Origin of the sequence: Nocardia sp. NPDC019395 (assembly GCF_040632335.1) — a bacterium.
Classification (GTDB): domain Bacteria; phylum Actinomycetota; class Actinomycetes; order Mycobacteriales; family Mycobacteriaceae; genus Nocardia.
The window spans coordinates 57,938-74,803 of record NZ_JBEYBT010000017.1 but is presented as its reverse complement, the minus strand read 5'-3'; the positions used below and the strand labels follow the sequence as shown (position 1 = coordinate 74,803).

The window sequence follows — 16,866 nt, the reverse complement described above, 5'->3', positions numbered from 1 at the left end:
AGCGATATATAGATGAGGTTCGTTGATGCGTATCGTGTCGTTCGGGTTCCAGACCTGGGGCCGAAAGACTCTGCAGGCGCTGATCGATTCCGAGCACGAAGTGGTGCTCGCGGTCACCCATCCCGCCAGTGAGGACTCCTACAAAGGGATCTGGTCGGATTCGGTGGAGGAACTGGCCCGCGAACACGGTATCCCGGTACATCTGACCGAACGGGCCGACGCGGAGACGATCGACCTGGTCAAGCGCACCGAACCGGATGTCATCGTGGTGAACAGCTGGTACACCTGGATGCCGCCGGAGCTGTACAACATGCCCACCCACGGCACCCTCAACCTGCACGATTCGCTGCTGCCGAAATTCACCGGATTCTCGCCGGTGCTGTGGGCGCTGATCAGCGGCGCCACCGAATTCGGCCTGACCGTGCACCGGATGGACGAACAGCTCGATACCGGCGATATCCTCGTGCAGCATTCGCTCCCGATCGGTCCCGACGCCACCGGCACCGAATTGGTGCTCGCCGGTATGGAACTCATTCCCGGCGCCGTCCACGAGGCGCTGGCGGCGCTGGCGAACGGAACGGCGGTGTGGCGGCCGCAGGACAAGGCGGCCCGCACCTATTTCCACAAGCGGTCCGATCGGGACAGCCGGATGGACTGGAACTGGCGGGCGGCGGATCTGGAACGTTTCGTCCGGGCGCTGTCCGCGCCGTACCCGCGGGCGTTCAGCTACTACCGCGGTGAGCGTATCGAGGTGCTGGAGTCCAGTATTTCCGCGGCCCGCTACGGGGGCACCCCGGGCCGGGTCATCGTGCAGGAGGGCGGCGGTGTCGTGGTGTGCGGGCCGGATGCCTACCGCGGCGACAACCACGGATTGCTGATCACCCGAGTCCGTACGGCCGACGGTGCCGAACACAGCGGCGCCGAATTCTTCCGGCGTGGTGGTTATCTGACCGACGCGACGGAATGACCCGGCTCGGCCGGCGCGTCACCGCGCCGGCCGGACCGGCCGTAGCGGAGTGAACCAGTACGGGGGCCGAAGGGAATCATGTCGATCATCGCCAACGACGCGAACCACGAGGCCCGGGCGGACGCGGTCGAACCGGCGGGGCCGGATACGGCGGTGAGTCGCCGCCCGCTCTCGTCCGGGCAGCGCCGCGCCTGGTTCCTGCAGACACGCGACCCCGCGGACACCACCCTCAATATCCGCATCGTCTACCGGTTGCGTGGCCCGCTCGACGGCGAACGGCTCTGCGCGGCCGTCCGATCGGTCGCCGAGCGGCACGATATCCTGCGCAGCACCTACGGGCTGGATACGAACGGCGAGCCCTACCAGGAAGTGCGCGCCGACCTGCCGTTCCAGTGGCAGGAACAGGATCTGTCCGCGCTGGCGGCCGACCCCGCGCGCCGCCGCGTCGAGGTGCTGACCCGGCGGGCACTGGCCCGGCCCTTCGACCTTGCCGGTGAAACCCCGCTGCGGGTCATGCTCATGCGCCGCGGCGCGGATGAACACCTACTTCTGCTGGTCGTGCACACGGTCGCCTGGGACGACGATTCTGCGCGGGTTTTCGCCGCGGAGCTGTCGGCGGCGTACAACGACACACCACGTGGGCCGCTCCCGGTGCGGTTCGCCGAATGCCTGGATGCCGGCGACGACGGGCTGGACTACTGGCGCGGGGCGCTGCATCCGTTGCCGGAGCCGCTGGAACTACCCGGCAAAGCCGCTCCGCGGACAGTGACCCCGGATACCGTCGAACATATCGCCGTCCCGCTGCCCGCTGCTCTGCTCGAACAGGTCCGGGACAGCGCGACGGCGCACGGCGTCGACGAAACGGCGGTTCTGCTGGCCGCGTTCGCCGCACTCGTCCACCGATACACCGCTGCCGGTGATTTCCTGATCGCTTTGCCGGTCGATACGCGCGCGCCGGACGCGGCCGGAGCGATCGGCTACTTCGGTAACACCCTGCTGATCCGGGCCGTTCCCGAACCGGCACAGACCTTCGCGCAGTTTCTCACCCGGCTGGCCGGCACGGTGGCGGAAGGCTTCGCGCATCGCGGCGTCGGGATCGACCGGGTGGTCCACGCGATCAACCCGAACCGCACCGGCTCGCGGGATGGTCTGGAACAGCTGGCCCGGATCGGGTTCGGGGTGCGGGCACCGATCGCCGTGCCCGAATTGGCCGGAATCACCGCGACCCTGGAGGAGTCCGGCTCGCCGGTCGCGCCCGTCCCACTGCGGGTCACGGTGGTACTCGACCGGGACGAGCCACGGCTCACCGCCGACCACCGGCCCGATCAGCTGGACAAGCGGCTGGTCGAGCAGCTGCTCGGACATTATGTGCAGTTGCTCGGCAGTGCCCTGCGTGACCCGGCGGCCCGGCTGGGGGAACTGGATCTGTTCGGCGACCGCGACCGGGCCCGGTTGCTCACACAATCACACGGCGACCTGGTACCCGGTTTATCCACGACCCTGGTTTCGCTGGTCGAGGACCGGGTCGCCCAGGCCGGCTCCGCCACCGCCGTGATCGCACCGGGTGCGGCCGGGGGTGCCGATCTCGAATTGACTTACGCGGAACTCAACAGTCGCGCCAACAGGCTCGCGCGCCGGCTGGTGGCGCAGGGGATCGGTACCGAGGATCTGGTCGCCGTCCGGATCGCCGATTCGGTCGAGTTCGTGGTCGCGGTCCTGGCTGTTCTGAAGGCAGGCGCGGCGTATCTGCCGATCGACCCGGCCTACCCGAGTGAACGTATCGACTTCCTGGACGCCGATGCCCGGCCGCGACTCGTGCTCGGCGGCGTCGAACTGGCGGCTGCGGAGGAGAGCGCCGCCGGCCTGCCCGGATACGACCTCACCGACGACGAACGGGTGCGGCCACTACGTCCGGACAACCTGGCGTATGTCATCTACACATCGGGTTCCACGGGAACTCCGAAGGGCGTGGGGGTCGCGCATGCGGCGATCGCCGACCATCTACGCGGTTTCGTCGCCGAATGGGATATGACGGCGGAGGACAGACTGCTGCAGTCCTCCTCGGTCAGCTTCGACGCCTCCCTGCTCGATATCTTCGTCACGCTCACCCTCGGCGCCTGCCTGGTGGTACCGAAACCCTATGCGCTGCGGGATATTCCGTACGTATCCGAACTGATCAGCCGGTACGGGGTGACCGTGCTGCATATGGTGCCGTCGTTGCTGAGTACCTTCCTGATGCTGCCGGAGGCGACCGAATGGCGTGCGCTGCGCCGGGTCCCGGTGGGCGGCGAGGCACTGCTCGGTGAGGTGGCCGACCGGTTCGCCGGAGTTTTCGACGCGGAACTGCGCAACCACTACGGCCCGACCGAGGCGGTGGTGTCGGCGACCCACCTGACCGTGCGCGGACCGCAGGGCACCCGGATCGTGCCGGTCGGCGTACCCAACCGGAATGTGTATGTCTATCTGCTGGACGACCGCCTGCAGCTGGTGCCCGGCGGGGTGATCGGCGAGATCTATCTCGGCGGTGAGCAATTGGCTCGCGGCTATCTGCATCGCGGTGGACTCACCGCCGAGCGGTTCGTCGCCGATCCGTTCCTGCCCGGGCAGCGGCTTTACCGGACCGGCGATCTGGCGCGCCGCAACACCGACGGCGAGATCGAATTCGTCGGCCGCGCCGACGAACAGGTGAAGGTGCGCGGGTACCGGATCGAATCCGGCGAAGTGCAGTCGGCGCTGTCCACGCATCCGGGGGTCGGGGCCTGCGCGGTGGTCGCGTTCCAGGATCCGGCGACCGGAACCGGTCTGGCGGCCTACCTGGTGCCCGCCGGGGGAGAGCTGGATGTGGCCGAAGTGCGGGCGCATGCCGCGAAATCGCTGCCCGGCTATATGTTGCCCACAGCCTGGGCGGTGATCGAGGAGATTCCGCTCACCGAACACGGAAAACTCGATAAGCGCGCACTTCCCGAGCCGCGCCGCTACGGAACCGGCGAAACACGGCCGCCCGGCACCCCCACCGAGGTCCGGCTGGCGGGGCTGTTCGGTGACATCTTCGGTCGCGCGGATGTCGGCGCGGACGATTCGTTCTTCGAACTGGGCGGACATTCGCTGCTGGCGAATCGTTTGGTGCTGTTGATCCGGGAGGAATTCGGTGTCGAGGTCGATGTGCGCGCACCGTTCGACACACCGAGCGTGGCCGGTCTCGCCGCACTCGTCGACGCGACACCGATCACCGGGCGGGGCCGGCCGGAACTGGACCGCCGCCCCCGGCCCGAACGGATCCCGCTGTCCTACAATCAGCGCGCGGTCCTCGGCTCCGGCGACGACGCCCCGATCCGGCTGGTAGCCCGCCTGGACGGCCCGCTGAACCGGGACGCGTTGACCGCGGCCCTGCACGATGTTTTCGACCGGTACGAGATCCTGCGGACGGTCATCGCCGGTTCGGGTGCGGCAGCGCATCAGGTCGTGCTTCCGGAACTTCGCCCGGACATACCGTCGACGGAAGTCGCGGAAAGTGATCTACCGGCCGTTCTGTCCGCGTCGCCGGTGCGATTCGACCGCGCGGTGGGTCCGCTCCTGCAGTCGCGGCTCTACGTTCTGGGCGGGGACCGGTACGTGCTGGTACTGACGGCCGACCGGTTGGTCGCCGACGAACGGTCGCTGCGGATCGTGCTCACCGATCTGGCCACCGCGTACCGGAGTCGCGCCGGGACGGGCGCGACTCCACGGTGGGCCGAGCCGGCCGTCGACTACGCCGACTACGCCCTGTGGCAACTGGCGGTGGTCGAATCGGCAGGCCCCCAGCTGGAGCATCGCCGGGCCGAGCTCACCGGACTACCCGAAACGATTCCCGGCACAGCGGACGCGCCCGCTCGGTCGGCGGAATTCGCGGTTTCCACGACATTGCGCCGCCGATTGCGCGCCCAAGCCGAAACGGTCGGAGCCTCCGAGTACATGCTCTATCAGGCAGTGGTGGCGGCATTACTGCACGCGCTCGGTGCGGGCTCCGATATCGCCCTCGGCGCGCCGCTGTCCGGGCGCGCCCACAACGCCGTGGCCGATACGGTCGGACCGCTGTCCGCCGCCGTGGTCCTGCGCCACGACCTTTCCGGCGACCCGGCCCTGCGGACGGTGCTCGACCGGGCGCGGGGGACGGCGCTCGGGGTCTACGGCGGCCAGGACATGCTGACCGACGGGATCGCCGCCGCCGTATGCCCCGGACGTTCGCCGTACGAACTGTGCCGCGCGGTGGTCGATTTCAGCGAGCACTCCCGGCCGCGGCAGGCCTGGCTCGGCGACGAGGTCTCGGTGCGGGTCCTGGAGTCACCCGGGGCAGCGGCGCACCGGCTTGTCTTCGCCTTCGAATCCACGGCCGGCGGTGATCTCCGGGCCACGGTGCGGGCCGAGGCGGGCCGGCACGATCAGGACACCGTGCATCTACTGGCACACCACCTGGAGCAGATGCTCACAGCCTTTGTCGAGGCTCCCGATACGCCGGTGTCGGAGTCGATACCGCTCGATGCGACGCGTGCCCGGTGGGCGGCAGACGGCGGGTTGTCCCTGGTACGTTCCGCGCCCTGAGCAAACGGAACCGCGGAAATCAACGTCGTCCGAGGATGAGGCGGGAACGGGCCGGCCGTTCCCCGCGTCACTCACAATTCGACGCGCTGATCCTCCGGGAGGAACAGGGCGTCCGTTTCGGCCACACCGAAAGTCCGGTAGAACTCGGCGATATTACGCACCACCTGGTTCACCCGGAACTCGTCCGGGGAGTGCGAGTCTCCCTGGAGCAACTGCTCGGTGACCTCCGGTGTGCTCTTGGAGCGCCAGATCCGCGAGTACGACAGGAACATGGTGTGGTAATCGGGATCGGTCACGCCCGCCCGCTGCTCGGCGATCCGGAAGGCGGCCAGTGCGATATGCAGGCCGCGCAGGTCGGCGAGGTTCTCGCCGACTGTCAGTTCACCGTTGACATGCTGTTCCGGCGGCAGGCCCTCGGGAACCAGTGCGTTGTACTGGTCGATGAGCTGCTTGGATTTGGCATCGAAGGCGGCGCGGTCGGCCTGGGTCCACCAGTCCCGCTGATTGCCGTCGCCGTCGAACTTCGAACCCTGGTCGTCGAAACCGTGCCCGATCTCGTGGCCGATCACCGCGCCGACACCGCCGTAGTTGACCGCGGTCACGGCGTCCTTGTCGAAGAACGGCGGCTGCAGGAATGCGGCCGGGAAGACGATCTCGTTGCCGGGGGGCGAATAGTAGGCATTCACGGTCTGCGGTGAAGCACTCCACTCGGATTTGTCCACCGGCTTCCCGAGCCGGTCGAAGGAACGCTTCACCTCGAAATCGTTGATCGCGCGCAGGGATTCGATCAACTTTCCGCGGGTGACCGTCAAGCCGGAGTAGTCCACCCATTTGTCGGGGTAGCCGAGTTTCAGGGTGATCTTGTCCAGTTTGGCGATCGACGCCTGCCGGGTTTCCGGCGACATCCAGCTCGAATTGGTGAAGTTCTCCCGGTAGGCGGCCATCAGATCATCGACCATGACCTGGACCCCTTCCTTGGCTTCCGGCGGGAAGTACTTCTCCACGTACACCTTGCCCAGCTGCTCACCCAGGTTGCTGTCCACCGTGCCGACCGCGGATTTCCACAGTTCGGGCCGCTGCTGCAGACCGGACATGAGCCGGCCGTTGAAATCGAAATTCGCGTCCGACAGTTCCTTCGGCAGGTACTTCGCGTAGGTCTGCAGCACCGACAGTTTGAGATATTCCCGCCAGACCGCGATATCGGTGGCGGCCCAGATCTTGCCCGCCTCGGTGACGAAGGACGGCTGGCTCACCACCAGCTGCGCGAACAGGTCCCGGGGACGGTCGGTGATACCGGAAAGCCAGGGATCCCAGTCGTATCCCGGTGCCAGCGCGGTGGCTTCTGTCCAGCTCATCGGGTTGTAGGTGGCCTCGGTATCGCGATTGCGCACATTATCCCAGTGGGCGGCGGCGATCCGGGTCTCCAGATCGAGCTGCCGGCGGGCGATCCCGGCCGGATCGGGCAGGCCGGCGCCCTTGGCGAGACGCTCCAGATAGGTCCGGTAGCCGGCGAGTTCTTCGGCGTACCGCGGGTCGCGGTAGTACTGCTCGTCCAGGCCGATCCCCGCCTGGCTGATCGAGGGGATATAGGCCGAGGAGTTCTTGCGATCGATACTCACTCCGATACCGATCAACCCGCCGATCGGCAGCCGCCCCATCACCCCGGCGAGTTCGCGTTTGTCCTTCGCGTCGTCGATCTCGGCGAACATGGAGTCCAGCGGCGTCAGACCGAGCTTCTCGATCTCGTCGAGGTTCATCCGGGCGTCGTACAGATCGCGGATCTGCTGTGCCGCGGTCCCGTCCTCCGGATCGCTGATGCCCTCGACGATCTCCCGCAGCTGCAGCTGGGTGCGGTCATTGGCCTCGGCGAACGCACCGTAGGAGGTCTTGTCCGGCGGCAGCTGGTATTCGCGCAGCCATTTACCGTTGACGTGCCGGTACAGATCGTCCTGCGGCCGGATCACCGGATCCGAACCCTCCATATCCACGCTGACCAGCTGCGCGGGCTCCTCCTCGGAACAGGAGACCAGCGCCGCCGCCGCGGGTGCCAGCCCGAGGGCTACCAGGAATGAGCGGCGATCGAGCACGAACCGGCGATCCGACGATGTCACGCGAAACCTCTCCCCGATGCGGCACCCGCACCTCTCCTAGGTGAAACAGCCCCATGAGGCTACCGGCGCGACTCCCCGGCGTCGCGCGGACGGGCCCGGAGATCCGGCGGGCGGGTCAGAATGCCCAGCGGCCGATGCGCGCGAGCCGCCGCAGCGCGGGCACCCGGCGGGTCAGGGCGAGCTGCCAGCGCAACCCGAGTGACGCGTCCGCGAACGCCCGGCCCAGGCCGTCGCGGTCGGCCCATGCCCCGGCGTCGATATCGGTGAGCGGGCGCAGGCCGTACTGCTCGAATTCCGCGGGATCGTCGACACCCCAGTGCAGTGTCGAACCGGACCGCCGGACCACCGGATTGAGCTTCTGCAGTTTCACTCCCAGTCGGCTGTACACATCGCAGATCAGCAGACCGGACGGGAAATGCGCGACGAGACGCCGTAGCAGGGCGGCTCCCTCTTCCGGCTGCAGATACATGGTCAGGCCTTCGGCGACGATCAACCCCGGACGGCCGGCGGGGATATCGTCCAGCCAGCCCGGCTCGGTGACCGGACTGGGGATCATCCGATAGCTGTCCCGCTCGGGGAAGATCTCCCGGCGCAGCGCGATGACTTCCGGGTAGTCGAGGTCGTACCAGTTCACCGTGGCGGGTGGCGCGAGGCGGAGGTATCGGGTGTCCAGCCCGCAGCCCAGGTGCAGCACGGTGGCCGCGGGCTGCTCGCTCAGGAACTCCGCCGCCCATCCGTCGATGAGTTTCGCGCGGGCCGCGACCGAACGCGCGAGGTCCGGGTCGACCCCCAGCGATCCGAAGTCGTAGTCGATCTGCGCCAGCGCGTCCTCGGCGGCCTGATCGCCCAGGATCGGATTCTCGCGGCGGTTGTCGATGGCCCGTCCGTACAGCGTGGCGAGCATGGTCGCCTTCTCCTCGGTGAACCGCACTTTGTGCACGATCGGCTCCTTCCCATGGGGCCGCCGCTGCCCGGCGCACCCGGTCGATGGTCTGTCGGACCACGGAAGGTGCAGGTCCAGCCGTCGCCCAGAACTATTACAAATATCTGATAAATAGGATATTACTGATTTGAGTACCCTGCACGCATGGCGCAACCCACCACGGATTCCGGACCGGAGCGGGCATTCGTCGAACGAATGGCCGCGGTGCTCGGTACCAGCGGTGTCCCGCCCATGGCGGCGCGGATATGGGCGCGCATCTTCGTGGCGGAGTCGGGGATGATGACCTCCGCGGAACTGTCCGAAGCCCTGCAGGTGAGCCAGCCGGCTGTATCCGGTGCCGTCCGATTCCTCACCCAGATCGGCTTCATCTCCCGCGAACGGGTGCCCGGCACCCGTAAGGACTGCTACCGGGTGCGCGACGATATCTGGGAGACACTGCTCATCAGGCGCGCCGACCAGCTGGAGACGTGGCAGTCGGCCACCCGCTACGGTCTGCGCTCGTACGGGCCCGACACCGAAGTGGGACACCGGCTGGCCGAGGCCGCCGATTTCTTCGACTTCCTGCGCCGGGGTATGCACGATCTGCTGGAGCAGTGGCATGAGCATCGGCGAGTCGGCGGCGCATAGCCCGGCGGCCCCCCGATTTCGGTCCGAGCTGCGGATTCGCTATCCTTGACCGGTTGCCTGCGGGCCCCGAGCCCGCGATTCGGCCGCGAACCCCCGGTGGTTGATCGTGAAGATCAGAAGAAATCGCTGGTAGGCGCTGCGTTCGGACGGTAACAGACCATGCCCGTCGGGTCGGCAATCCGGCGTGCTTTACGTCCAGGTCGAGGAGGCTGAAGTGATTCAGCAGGAGTCGCGGCTGCGCGTCGCCGACAACACGGGTGCCAAGGAGATTCTCTGCATCCGCGTTCTCGGTGGTTCGTCGCGCCGCTATGCCGGTATCGGCGACGTCATCGTCGCCACTGTGAAAGACGCCATCCCGGGCGGCAACGTCAAACGGGGTGACGTGGTGAAGGCCGTCGTGGTGCGCACCACCAAGGAACGGCGCCGTCCGGATGGTTCCTACATCCGTTTCGACGAGAACGCCGCCGTGCTCATCAAGCCGGACAACGACCCGCGCGGCACCCGCATCTTCGGCCCGGTCGGCCGCGAGCTGCGCGACAAGAAGTTCATGAAGATCGTTTCGCTGGCCCCGGAGGTGCTCTGACATGAAGGTGCACAAGGGCGATACCGTGCTCGTCGTCTCGGGCAAGGACAAAGGTGCCAAGGGCAAGGTCATCCAGGCCTTCCCCAAGGAGAACCGGATCCTGGTCGAGGGCGTGAACCGGATCAAGAAGCATGTCGCGAACTCCGCGAACCTGCGCGGCGCGTCGTCGGGCGGCATCGTTACCCAGGAAGCGCCCATCCACGTGTCCAACGTGATGGTTGTCGACTCCGACGGTAACGCGACCCGGATCGGCTACCGCACCGACGAAGAAACCGGCAAGCGGGTTCGGATCTCCCGTAAGAACGGGAAGGACATCTGATATGACCACCTCTGAGAAGATCCAGCCGCGTTTGAAGCAGCGCTACCGCGCCGAAATCAAAGACGCGCTGAACAGCGAGTTCAACTACCCGAACGTCATGCAGATCCCCGGCGTGGTCAAGGTCGTGGTGAACATGGGTGTCGGCGACGCTGCCCGCGACGCCAAGCTGATCAACGGCGCGGTCGACGATCTGGCCCTGATCACCGGTCAGAAGCCGCAGATCCGCAAGGCCACCAAGTCCATCGCGCAGTTCAAACTGCGTGAGGGTATGCCGATCGGCGCGAAGGTCACCCTGCGCGGCGACCGGATGTGGGAGTTCCTGGACCGTCTGGTCTCGATCGCCCTGCCCCGTATCCGCGACTTCCGCGGCCTGTCGCCCAAGCAGTTCGACGGCAACGGTAACTACACGTTCGGTCTGAGCGAGCAGTCGATGTTCCACGAGATCGACGTGGACAAGATCGACCGTCCGCGCGGTATGGATATCACCGTTGTCACCACCGCGACCAACAACGAAGAAGGCCGTGCCCTGCTGAAGCACCTCGGCTTCCCGTTCAAGGAGAACTGAGACATGGCCAAGAAAGCACTGGTCAACAAGGCCAACCGCAAGCCGAAGTTCGCCGTTCGCGCCTACACCCGCTGCCAGCGCTGCGGCCGGCCGCACGCGGTGTACCGCAAGTTCGGCCTGTGCCGTGTGTGCCTGCGCGAAATGGCGCACCGCGGCGAGCTGCCGGGCGTGCACAAGAGCTCCTGGTGAGCTGAGTCCCGGCGGGTTCCAGGCCCGACCGGGGTTGTCCCGGCGGGTTCCAGGCCCGACCGGGGTTCAACAGAGAAAGGACCCGAGCTGACGCTCGGGTCCTTTTCGCGCTCTACGGGCGGCGTGTGGAGCGTCGGCGCGGGTCCCTTCCTGGTTCGCGCGCGAGTGTAATTCGGTCAGGTCTGGCACAATTGGGCTGTGACCGCGGTCGCTCCGATGCTGCGGCGCCGGGTGAGTGCCCGTGGTCGCGTGGTCGACGGGCATGTAGGTCGCCTGCTGAGAAGGTGTCAGCCACCGGCGAGGAATCGGGTTGAACAGTTCGGGACCGGGACAGGATTTTCCGGAATTTTTCCCAATGGGTGTTCGTCGTGGAGTACTCGACGCCAATTTGCTTGCCCAGCGTCTCGAAAAGATCGTCACAGAGATGGGTACGGGTATATCCGACACCCTCTACCGCAGAACCCAAAGGTTCCTGCTGGACGGAGATCGCAGCTTGGTGATCTCCGATGCGGACAATGCCAGTGTGCTGCGCCGGTTGATGGACGTACAACCTCCTGCGCGGAGCGCATCGGCCCGAAGCCCGGTCGGGGGGATACCCGATAACGCCAGGGATGTCCACAGCTGGTGGTCCGGTCTTTCCGAAAGAGAAAAGCAAGAGCTGTTTCGTGCCGATCCATTCATCGGAAACACGGATGGAATTCCCCAGCGAGAACGCGATATATACAATAGGAAGAATTTACGGAGACTATGGGACCAGGCCCATATCGAGAAGGATCGTGACTCGTCAATATTCTATGACGACCTGAAATACTTGCTGCATGGCCAACCGCACCTTCTTTCTCATCTCGGTGCGGACGGGCGATTCGCGGTCTCGCGGGGCAACCCCGATATCTCCGACAACGCCGTGGTTTTTCTGCGGCCCGCCGGTAACTTCAAGCCGGTCGATTTCGCGGAGGAGACGATGTCGCAGATACGGCAGTCGGCCACGCTCGCCGATCCCAACGCCTCGACCTCGGTGACCTTCTGGAGCAATTACGATAACCCCACCACAATTATCGATACGATCTTTCCGCATTTCGCTACCGACGGTGCCGCCGCGGTGCGCAGCTATCACGACGGGCTGCGGGCAACACATATCGGACCGCCCGCGCACACCACTACCATCGGTTACTCCTACGGCAGTGTTCTGGCCGGTCACTCCGCCGGCCATGGAAACGCTCTCGCTACCGATGACATGATTTTCCTCGGTAGTTGGGGAACCGGTGTGGACAACGTAGGCGATCTCGGTCTCGCCGGTGTGGAGTCCGGGCGTACGGCCGATCATGTCTACGCTGCCATGGCTCCGCACGATCCACTCCAGTTGCTCCCGAATACGCATGGTGCGATGCCCACCACCCCCGAGTTCGGCGCCCCCACTTTCGCTGCCGAATCCGCGCCCGGTGTCAACAAGTGGAATCTGTTGGACCATAATGTGGACAATTACTTCAGTTCTGCAAATCCCTCCTCACGAAATATCGGACTCATAGCGACCGGACACGGTGACCAGGTTGAGCGGCTACAGTGACCACGACGAGCATGCGAATCAATCGGCCGAGGATCGTATGTCTGCTCAACCGACACAGGCAGCCGCGCGGCGGCAACTGTATCGATATTTCGTGCGAACGCTACACGCACTTCCGGTCGGAACGACGCTGTCGCGGGCCCACCCCGATCTCCCACGAGCGCAGCTACATTCGGGCGTGACCCTGCCCGCCCATGAATCCGCCGGGAAGGTCGACGCCGCATTCTTCGATATCGCGTATTGGGTCATTGGGGCGCCACCCGATTCGGCGGCCACGTACTTCGATCTGATCGTGCGGTTCTGGAACCGATCCGGCTGGCCGATTCGAACCGATCGTGATTCCGGTCCGCGGGCGGCCTACACCCGAACCCCGGACCACGTCGGCCTTTCGGTCCGCGGGAGCATCGACGGCCACGTGAGTCTCTCCGGTTCGACGCCGCCGTTCGCGGTCGATTCGTCTGTCGGCCCGCCGCTCCCGGCGTCGATCGAACACCCGCTCACCGCACCGGACCGGTTTAATCCGACGCCGGGCCGGCGAACAGGTGACGCCGTCCGGCGGACTCTGGGTGCTGATACCGCGGCGGATCAGACGAAACCGGATTCATAGACCTGGTCGGTCACATCGACCGCAGGGTATGGACGTCGCAGTGAATGGGGGTGGTCGTATCGGTCTGCCGAGACGGTGACGAGCAATCGCGACTATCTCCGAAGTAGACCGCCGACCAGGAGTAGAAGCGATTCCTGGGCCTCGATGCGGGCGGCGTCCTTGTCATCGGCGTGGGCCACGATCAGGCCGGCTTCGGATACGGCACTCAGAATAAGCTGCGCCAGAGTCGGGACCGCGGTGGCAGTGATCAGGCCGGCGTCGCGGGCGCGTTCCAGTTCGGCGGTGATCAGGCCCAGTCCGTGCCGGGCTTCGAGTTCGCGCCATGCCTGCCAGCCCAGTACCGCAGGTGCGTCGAACAGGGCGATGCGGATCATCTCTGGTCGCTCGCAGATCTCCAGGAAGGTGTTCAGGCCGGCGGCCATCGCGGTGAGTATGTCGTCGGGGTCCGTAATGCGCAGGGCATTCTCGATTTCGGTGGTGATCTCGGTTTCGAGTTGTTCCAGCACCGCCAGGAACAAGCCGCGTTTATCGCCGTAGTGGTGGTGCAGGGCGCCCCGGGTGACTCCTGCCTCGGTCACCAACTGCTCCGCGGAGGTGCCCGCGAACCCGCGCTCGGTGAACAGGCTGCGGCCGGCCTGTTCGAGCGCGGTCCGGGTGGTGCGGGAGCGGTCCTCCTGGCTACGGCGTGGCATGTAGCCGAGTGAACTCCAGGATTCGTTCGGCGAGCAACTCGGGCTGGTCCTCGGGGATCAATGTGTAGGAGTCGTCGACCAGGTCCAATGTGGCGTTGGGCAGGTCGCGGACGAGACGTTCCGCGAACGACACCGGAAACAGCTTGTCCTCGCGGGCCCAGACGGCCAGTACCGGTACCGTCACCGCGGCGAAGCGGGTGGCGGCGTCCAGCGTGTAACGGCGGTGCGCATGGAGCAGGAAACGCCGCAGATCGTCGCGGATGGCGGCCGATTCGCGGCTGGGCCGGAAAAAGGAATCGACTGTCGCGGGCGGGACCGGGCGTTTGCTCAACCAGCCCAACGCTATCGGGAGGCGCTGCACGGCCCGGATCCGTAGCAGCTCGGTCATGAGCCGGACCGACCCCGGGACGCGGGCCAGCTGCGGCAGCAGGGTGAACGGTTGTGGCAGGAAACTTTCGTAGGAGTCCACGGCGGCGAGTACGACGCGGCCGATCCTTTCCGGGTGGCGGGTCAGTAATACCTGGGTGATGGCGCCACCCGTGTCGTTGGCGACGATCGTGACATCGGTGAGTTCGAGATTCTCCAGGAACTCGGCGATGAGATCGGCGACGCCCTCGGGGGTGAGGTTCGCGTCGGGAACCGGGATCGAATGCGAACCGAGCGGCCAGTCCGGAGCGAGACAGCGGTAACCGGCCGCGGCGACTCGCGGGACGATATGCCGCCACAGATCCGCGTTCACCAGCAGCCCGTGCACGAAGACGATCGGTGGCCCGCTGCCGGTGTCGCGGTATCGGATTCGGGCGCCTGTCAGGTTTGCGATACCGCTGTGGCCGAGTTCGTCGCTGTTCGACATTCTTCCTCCCTCGTCGGTACCCATCGATGCTTGCATACATACTGTATGTATGCCTATGGGTGGGGTGGAAGCCGACGGGACCCTTACGTGGACGGGCCGGGGCCGGACTATGAGAGTTCCGACCTGGCCTGGTCGAGGATCGAGCGCCAGGTGGTGGTGCGGTCGACACGGTGGAACGCGGCCGCGCCCGATACAAAGGCGCTGGAGATCACCACGTCCGGTTCCACCGTGGCCAAGGTATCGAGTGCGGTTCGCAGTCCGTCCTTGTCGCTGTAACCCGGTACGTAGCCCGCGCGCCAGATTCCGTCGGCGTAGCGCAGGAGGGTATCCCCGGTGAACAGATAGGTGAGCCCGCCGTGGCCCGGGACCAGGTAGCAGGTGCTGCCCGGGGAGTGTCCGGGTGTGGGGATGATTTCCACGCCCGCGTCGTCGACCGCTCGCTCCGCGAGGGGTGTATCGATCGGCGTGTAGGACCCGATCTCGCCGGCCTCGGCAGCCGGTGCGTGGAGTCGGTTGCCGAAACGGTCGGCCACCGCGCGAAGCATCGGGCCTGCCTCGTCTTGATGGCTCAGGTACTGGCGGGCGACGCCACCGAGGCGGTCGAGTTGTGCGAAATCCTGATCGTTGCCCGGGGAGTAGAAGAGGATGTTCTGTCCGGACGGTGGGGTCCACAGGTAGGAATGGGTTCGAGGGCCGTTGGGGACGATGAACTCCCGGGTCTCCCAGAGGTCGGGTAGGAGTTGGCGGACGCCGGTGCCGGGCACGGTCGGATCGGTGTGTGAGGTTGCTGCTTCAGTGGTCATGCCCCGACGCTAAAACCTAAATAAATATTTAGGTCAAGGGCCGACTGTGGCGGAGTTCAGTGGGGGGCACGCTCAACGTGACGAGATGAGCGGTATCAGTTGTTCGTCGGGGGTCCACGCGCCGTGATGGCCGAGCATGGCCGACTCCAGCGGTTCGCGCTCCGGGCGCACGAGAACACTACGACCCTCGGCAACGGCGATGATGTCGCCGATACGGTCGGCGATCCTGGGTCCCGGCGGGGTGGGGCCGAACCAGTGCTCGTCCAGGGCCTGTTCGCGGCTTACGACGCGCGCGTGCCGAGGCAGTTCTCCGGCCCACTCGGCCAATACATCGGGCAGGGCGCCGGTGCGCTCCAGGTAAATGTGGCGAACCCGCGCCTCACCCCCGATCAGCCGCACACCTCTGTGCAAACCGCGCTGTGAATCCAGGTCGATGACGGTGTCCGCGTGGATCATTCCGTGATCGCCGGTGATGAGCAGGGTGCAGGTGCCCGGGAGTTCGGTCAGCAGATCGGCGACGAACGTGTCGATCTCGCGCAGCACCGCCAGCGCCTCGGGCGATTCGGGTCCGTGCAGATGCCCGGTCATATCCAGGTCGGGGAAATAGGCATATGCGAAGCGGGGACGGGCGTCATGATGGCCGGCGACCTCGAGGATGCCGGCCCGCACTTCGCCGAGGCCGGTGGCGGGGTGGAGTGTGCCCGCTGCGCGGAAGGCGGCCCTGGTGAGACCGGATGTGCGCTGATACGCGGGGATTACATAGTGCAACTCCACACCGTGGTCGGCCAGATCCTGCAGGCGGCTGTTTCCCGGCTGCAGGGTCTCGGGCGGATACATATCACGCGCATCGTCACCCATCGCCGAATCGAGGCGCCAGCGCAGCGAATTGAGCAACCGGACGCCGTCGGAGCCCGGCACGGCGAAGCTGTAGCCGATGATGCCGTGCGTGGCGCACGGTGCGCCCAGGGCCAGGCTGGTGAGGCTGGTCGCGGTGGTGGCCGGGAACCCGGCGGTGAGCGTGCCGGTTGTCTGTGCGGCCAGGGTCGGCGCGATATCCCGGTGCCGCGTGAGCAGTTCGGCGCCGAGTCCGTCGATCAGCAGCACAACGACGTCGCGGTTGGGTGCGAATCCCAGGGGATTGTGCGTACCCGAACCGAACGACGCGGCGACTGAGGGCAGAACATCGGCAAGTGTGTACGGCATCGACGTCGATAGTGCCGGATATCGGGGCAGCGCTGCGCGGGATTTCCTTCCGGTCATGCGAAATCCATTGGATTCCGCCGCGCCGGCCCTGGTTGAATACCGGCGTGGCGTAGAGGTGCTGCGACTCCTCGGATGCGGTACCGCGGAGTCGGCGGCCGAACGAGGGCCGGCCTGAGCCGGCGTATCGCCATCACTCCCGGGCTTCGCCCCGGAAACCGTGCTTCCCCGTGGTCGGTCCACGCGTTCGGCGCCCGTCACCTGCCGC

General features: G+C 66.2%; 15 protein-coding genes. 9 read left to right on the top strand and 6 right to left on the bottom strand.

The features are described 5' to 3' along the window. Positions 1–25: 25 nt before the first annotated feature. The gene (locus ABZ827_RS26405; RefSeq protein ID WP_357241964.1) at positions 26–967 is read left to right on the top strand and encodes a methionyl-tRNA formyltransferase; all 942 of its coding nucleotides are present in this window, start codon (positions 26–28) and stop codon (positions 965–967) included. A 78-nt stretch (positions 968–1,045) separates the two neighbouring features. Next, positions 1,046–5,545: an amino acid adenylation domain-containing protein gene (locus ABZ827_RS26400; protein WP_357241961.1), complete on the top strand. Its 4,500-nt coding sequence runs from the start codon at positions 1,046–1,048 to the stop codon at positions 5,543–5,545. 71 nt (positions 5,546–5,616) lie between these two features. Here the strand turns inward: ABZ827_RS26400 and ABZ827_RS26395 are convergent, their stop codons facing one another. Continuing rightward, positions 5,617–7,656: a M13 family metallopeptidase gene (locus tag ABZ827_RS26395; protein ID WP_357241957.1), complete on the bottom strand. Its 2,040-nt coding sequence runs from the start codon at positions 7,654–7,656 to the stop codon at positions 5,617–5,619. 115 nt (positions 7,657–7,771) lie between these two features. Continuing rightward, positions 7,772–8,596 (bottom strand): class I SAM-dependent methyltransferase, encoded by an 825-nt coding sequence (locus ABZ827_RS26390; protein ID WP_357241955.1) that lies wholly within the window; start codon positions 8,594–8,596, stop codon positions 7,772–7,774. A 147-nt stretch (positions 8,597–8,743) separates the two neighbouring features. On the opposite strand from ABZ827_RS26390, the gene ABZ827_RS26385 reads away from it, so the two are divergent. The 7 genes from ABZ827_RS26385 to ABZ827_RS26355 all read left to right on the top strand — a co-directional run bounded on the left by ABZ827_RS26385 (position 8,744) and on the right by ABZ827_RS26355 (position 13,050). After that, positions 8,744–9,226 (top strand): MarR family transcriptional regulator, encoded by a 483-nt coding sequence (locus ABZ827_RS26385; protein ID WP_357241952.1) that lies wholly within the window; start codon positions 8,744–8,746, stop codon positions 9,224–9,226. Between the two features lie 214 nt (positions 9,227–9,440). Beyond that, a complete protein-coding gene (gene rplN / locus ABZ827_RS26380; RefSeq protein ID WP_033244618.1) occupies positions 9,441–9,809 on the top strand; it encodes a 50S ribosomal protein L14 in 369 nt (122 codons plus the stop codon). A 1-nt stretch (position 9,810) separates the two neighbouring features. Beyond that, positions 9,811–10,128, top strand: a complete 318-nt coding sequence (gene rplX, locus ABZ827_RS26375) for a 50S ribosomal protein L24 (RefSeq protein ID WP_357241949.1) — start codon at positions 9,811–9,813, stop codon at positions 10,126–10,128. A 1-nt stretch (position 10,129) separates the two neighbouring features. Further along, a complete protein-coding gene (gene rplE / locus ABZ827_RS26370; RefSeq protein WP_357241947.1) occupies positions 10,130–10,693 on the top strand; it encodes a 50S ribosomal protein L5 in 564 nt (187 codons plus the stop codon). A 3-nt stretch (positions 10,694–10,696) separates the two neighbouring features. Further along, a complete protein-coding gene (locus ABZ827_RS26365) occupies positions 10,697–10,882 on the top strand; it encodes a type Z 30S ribosomal protein S14 (RefSeq protein ID WP_014349101.1) in 186 nt (61 codons plus the stop codon). 310 nt (positions 10,883–11,192) lie between these two features. Then, positions 11,193–12,446: an alpha/beta hydrolase gene (locus ABZ827_RS26360; RefSeq protein WP_357241944.1), complete on the top strand. Its 1,254-nt coding sequence runs from the start codon at positions 11,193–11,195 to the stop codon at positions 12,444–12,446. A 91-nt stretch (positions 12,447–12,537) separates the two neighbouring features. Continuing rightward, on the top strand, positions 12,538–13,050 hold the full coding sequence (locus ABZ827_RS26355) for a hypothetical protein (protein ID WP_357241941.1): 513 nt from the start codon (positions 12,538–12,540) through the stop codon (positions 13,048–13,050). A 92-nt stretch (positions 13,051–13,142) separates the two neighbouring features. Here ABZ827_RS26355 and ABZ827_RS26350 read toward each other — a convergent pair whose 3' ends face one another. From ABZ827_RS26350 to ABZ827_RS26335, 4 genes are all read right to left on the bottom strand, one after another. Next, positions 13,143–13,742, bottom strand: a complete 600-nt coding sequence (locus tag ABZ827_RS26350) for a TetR/AcrR family transcriptional regulator (protein ID WP_357241938.1) — start codon at positions 13,740–13,742, stop codon at positions 13,143–13,145. Further along, positions 13,729–14,595, bottom strand: a complete 867-nt coding sequence (locus ABZ827_RS26345; RefSeq protein WP_357241936.1) for an alpha/beta hydrolase — start codon at positions 14,593–14,595, stop codon at positions 13,729–13,731. Before ABZ827_RS26345 ends, ABZ827_RS26350 begins: the two co-directional genes overlap by 14 nt. A gap of 107 nt (positions 14,596–14,702) precedes the next feature. Beyond that, complete coding sequence (locus ABZ827_RS26340; RefSeq protein WP_357241933.1) at positions 14,703–15,398, bottom strand: MBL fold metallo-hydrolase; 696 nt, start codon at positions 15,396–15,398, stop codon at positions 14,703–14,705. A 72-nt stretch (positions 15,399–15,470) separates the two neighbouring features. Beyond that, positions 15,471–16,601 carry a nucleotide pyrophosphatase/phosphodiesterase family protein gene (locus ABZ827_RS26335; protein WP_357241930.1) on the bottom strand — a complete coding sequence of 377 codons (1,131 nt, stop codon included), beginning with the start codon at positions 16,599–16,601 and terminating at the stop codon, positions 15,471–15,473. Positions 16,602–16,866 lie beyond the last annotated feature (265 nt).

Excerpts from the sequence above, each read along its gene's own strand:
- ABZ827_RS26405 (WP_357241964.1), top strand. The coding sequence starts at position 26 with ATGCGTATCGTGTCGTTCGGGTTCCAGACCTGGGGCCGAAAGACTCTG.
- ABZ827_RS26400 (WP_357241961.1), top strand. The coding sequence starts at position 1,046 with ATGTCGATCATCGCCAACGACGCGAACCACGAGGCCCGGGCGGACGCG.
- ABZ827_RS26385 (WP_357241952.1), top strand. The coding sequence starts at position 8,744 with ATGGCGCAACCCACCACGGATTCCGGACCGGAGCGGGCATTCGTCGAA.
- rplX (WP_357241949.1), top strand. The coding sequence starts at position 9,811 with ATGAAGGTGCACAAGGGCGATACCGTGCTCGTCGTCTCGGGCAAGGAC.
- rplE (WP_357241947.1), top strand. The coding sequence starts at position 10,130 with ATGACCACCTCTGAGAAGATCCAGCCGCGTTTGAAGCAGCGCTACCGC.
- ABZ827_RS26365 (WP_014349101.1), top strand. The coding sequence starts at position 10,697 with ATGGCCAAGAAAGCACTGGTCAACAAGGCCAACCGCAAGCCGAAGTTC.
- ABZ827_RS26350 (WP_357241938.1), bottom strand. The coding sequence starts at position 13,742 with ATGCCACGCCGTAGCCAGGAGGACCGCTCCCGCACCACCCGGACCGCG.
- ABZ827_RS26345 (WP_357241936.1), bottom strand. The coding sequence starts at position 14,595 with ATGTCGAACAGCGACGAACTCGGCCACAGCGGTATCGCAAACCTGACA.
- ABZ827_RS26340 (WP_357241933.1), bottom strand. The coding sequence starts at position 15,398 with ATGACCACTGAAGCAGCAACCTCACACACCGATCCGACCGTGCCCGGC.
- ABZ827_RS26335 (WP_357241930.1), bottom strand. The coding sequence starts at position 16,601 with ATGCCGTACACACTTGCCGATGTTCTGCCCTCAGTCGCCGCGTCGTTC.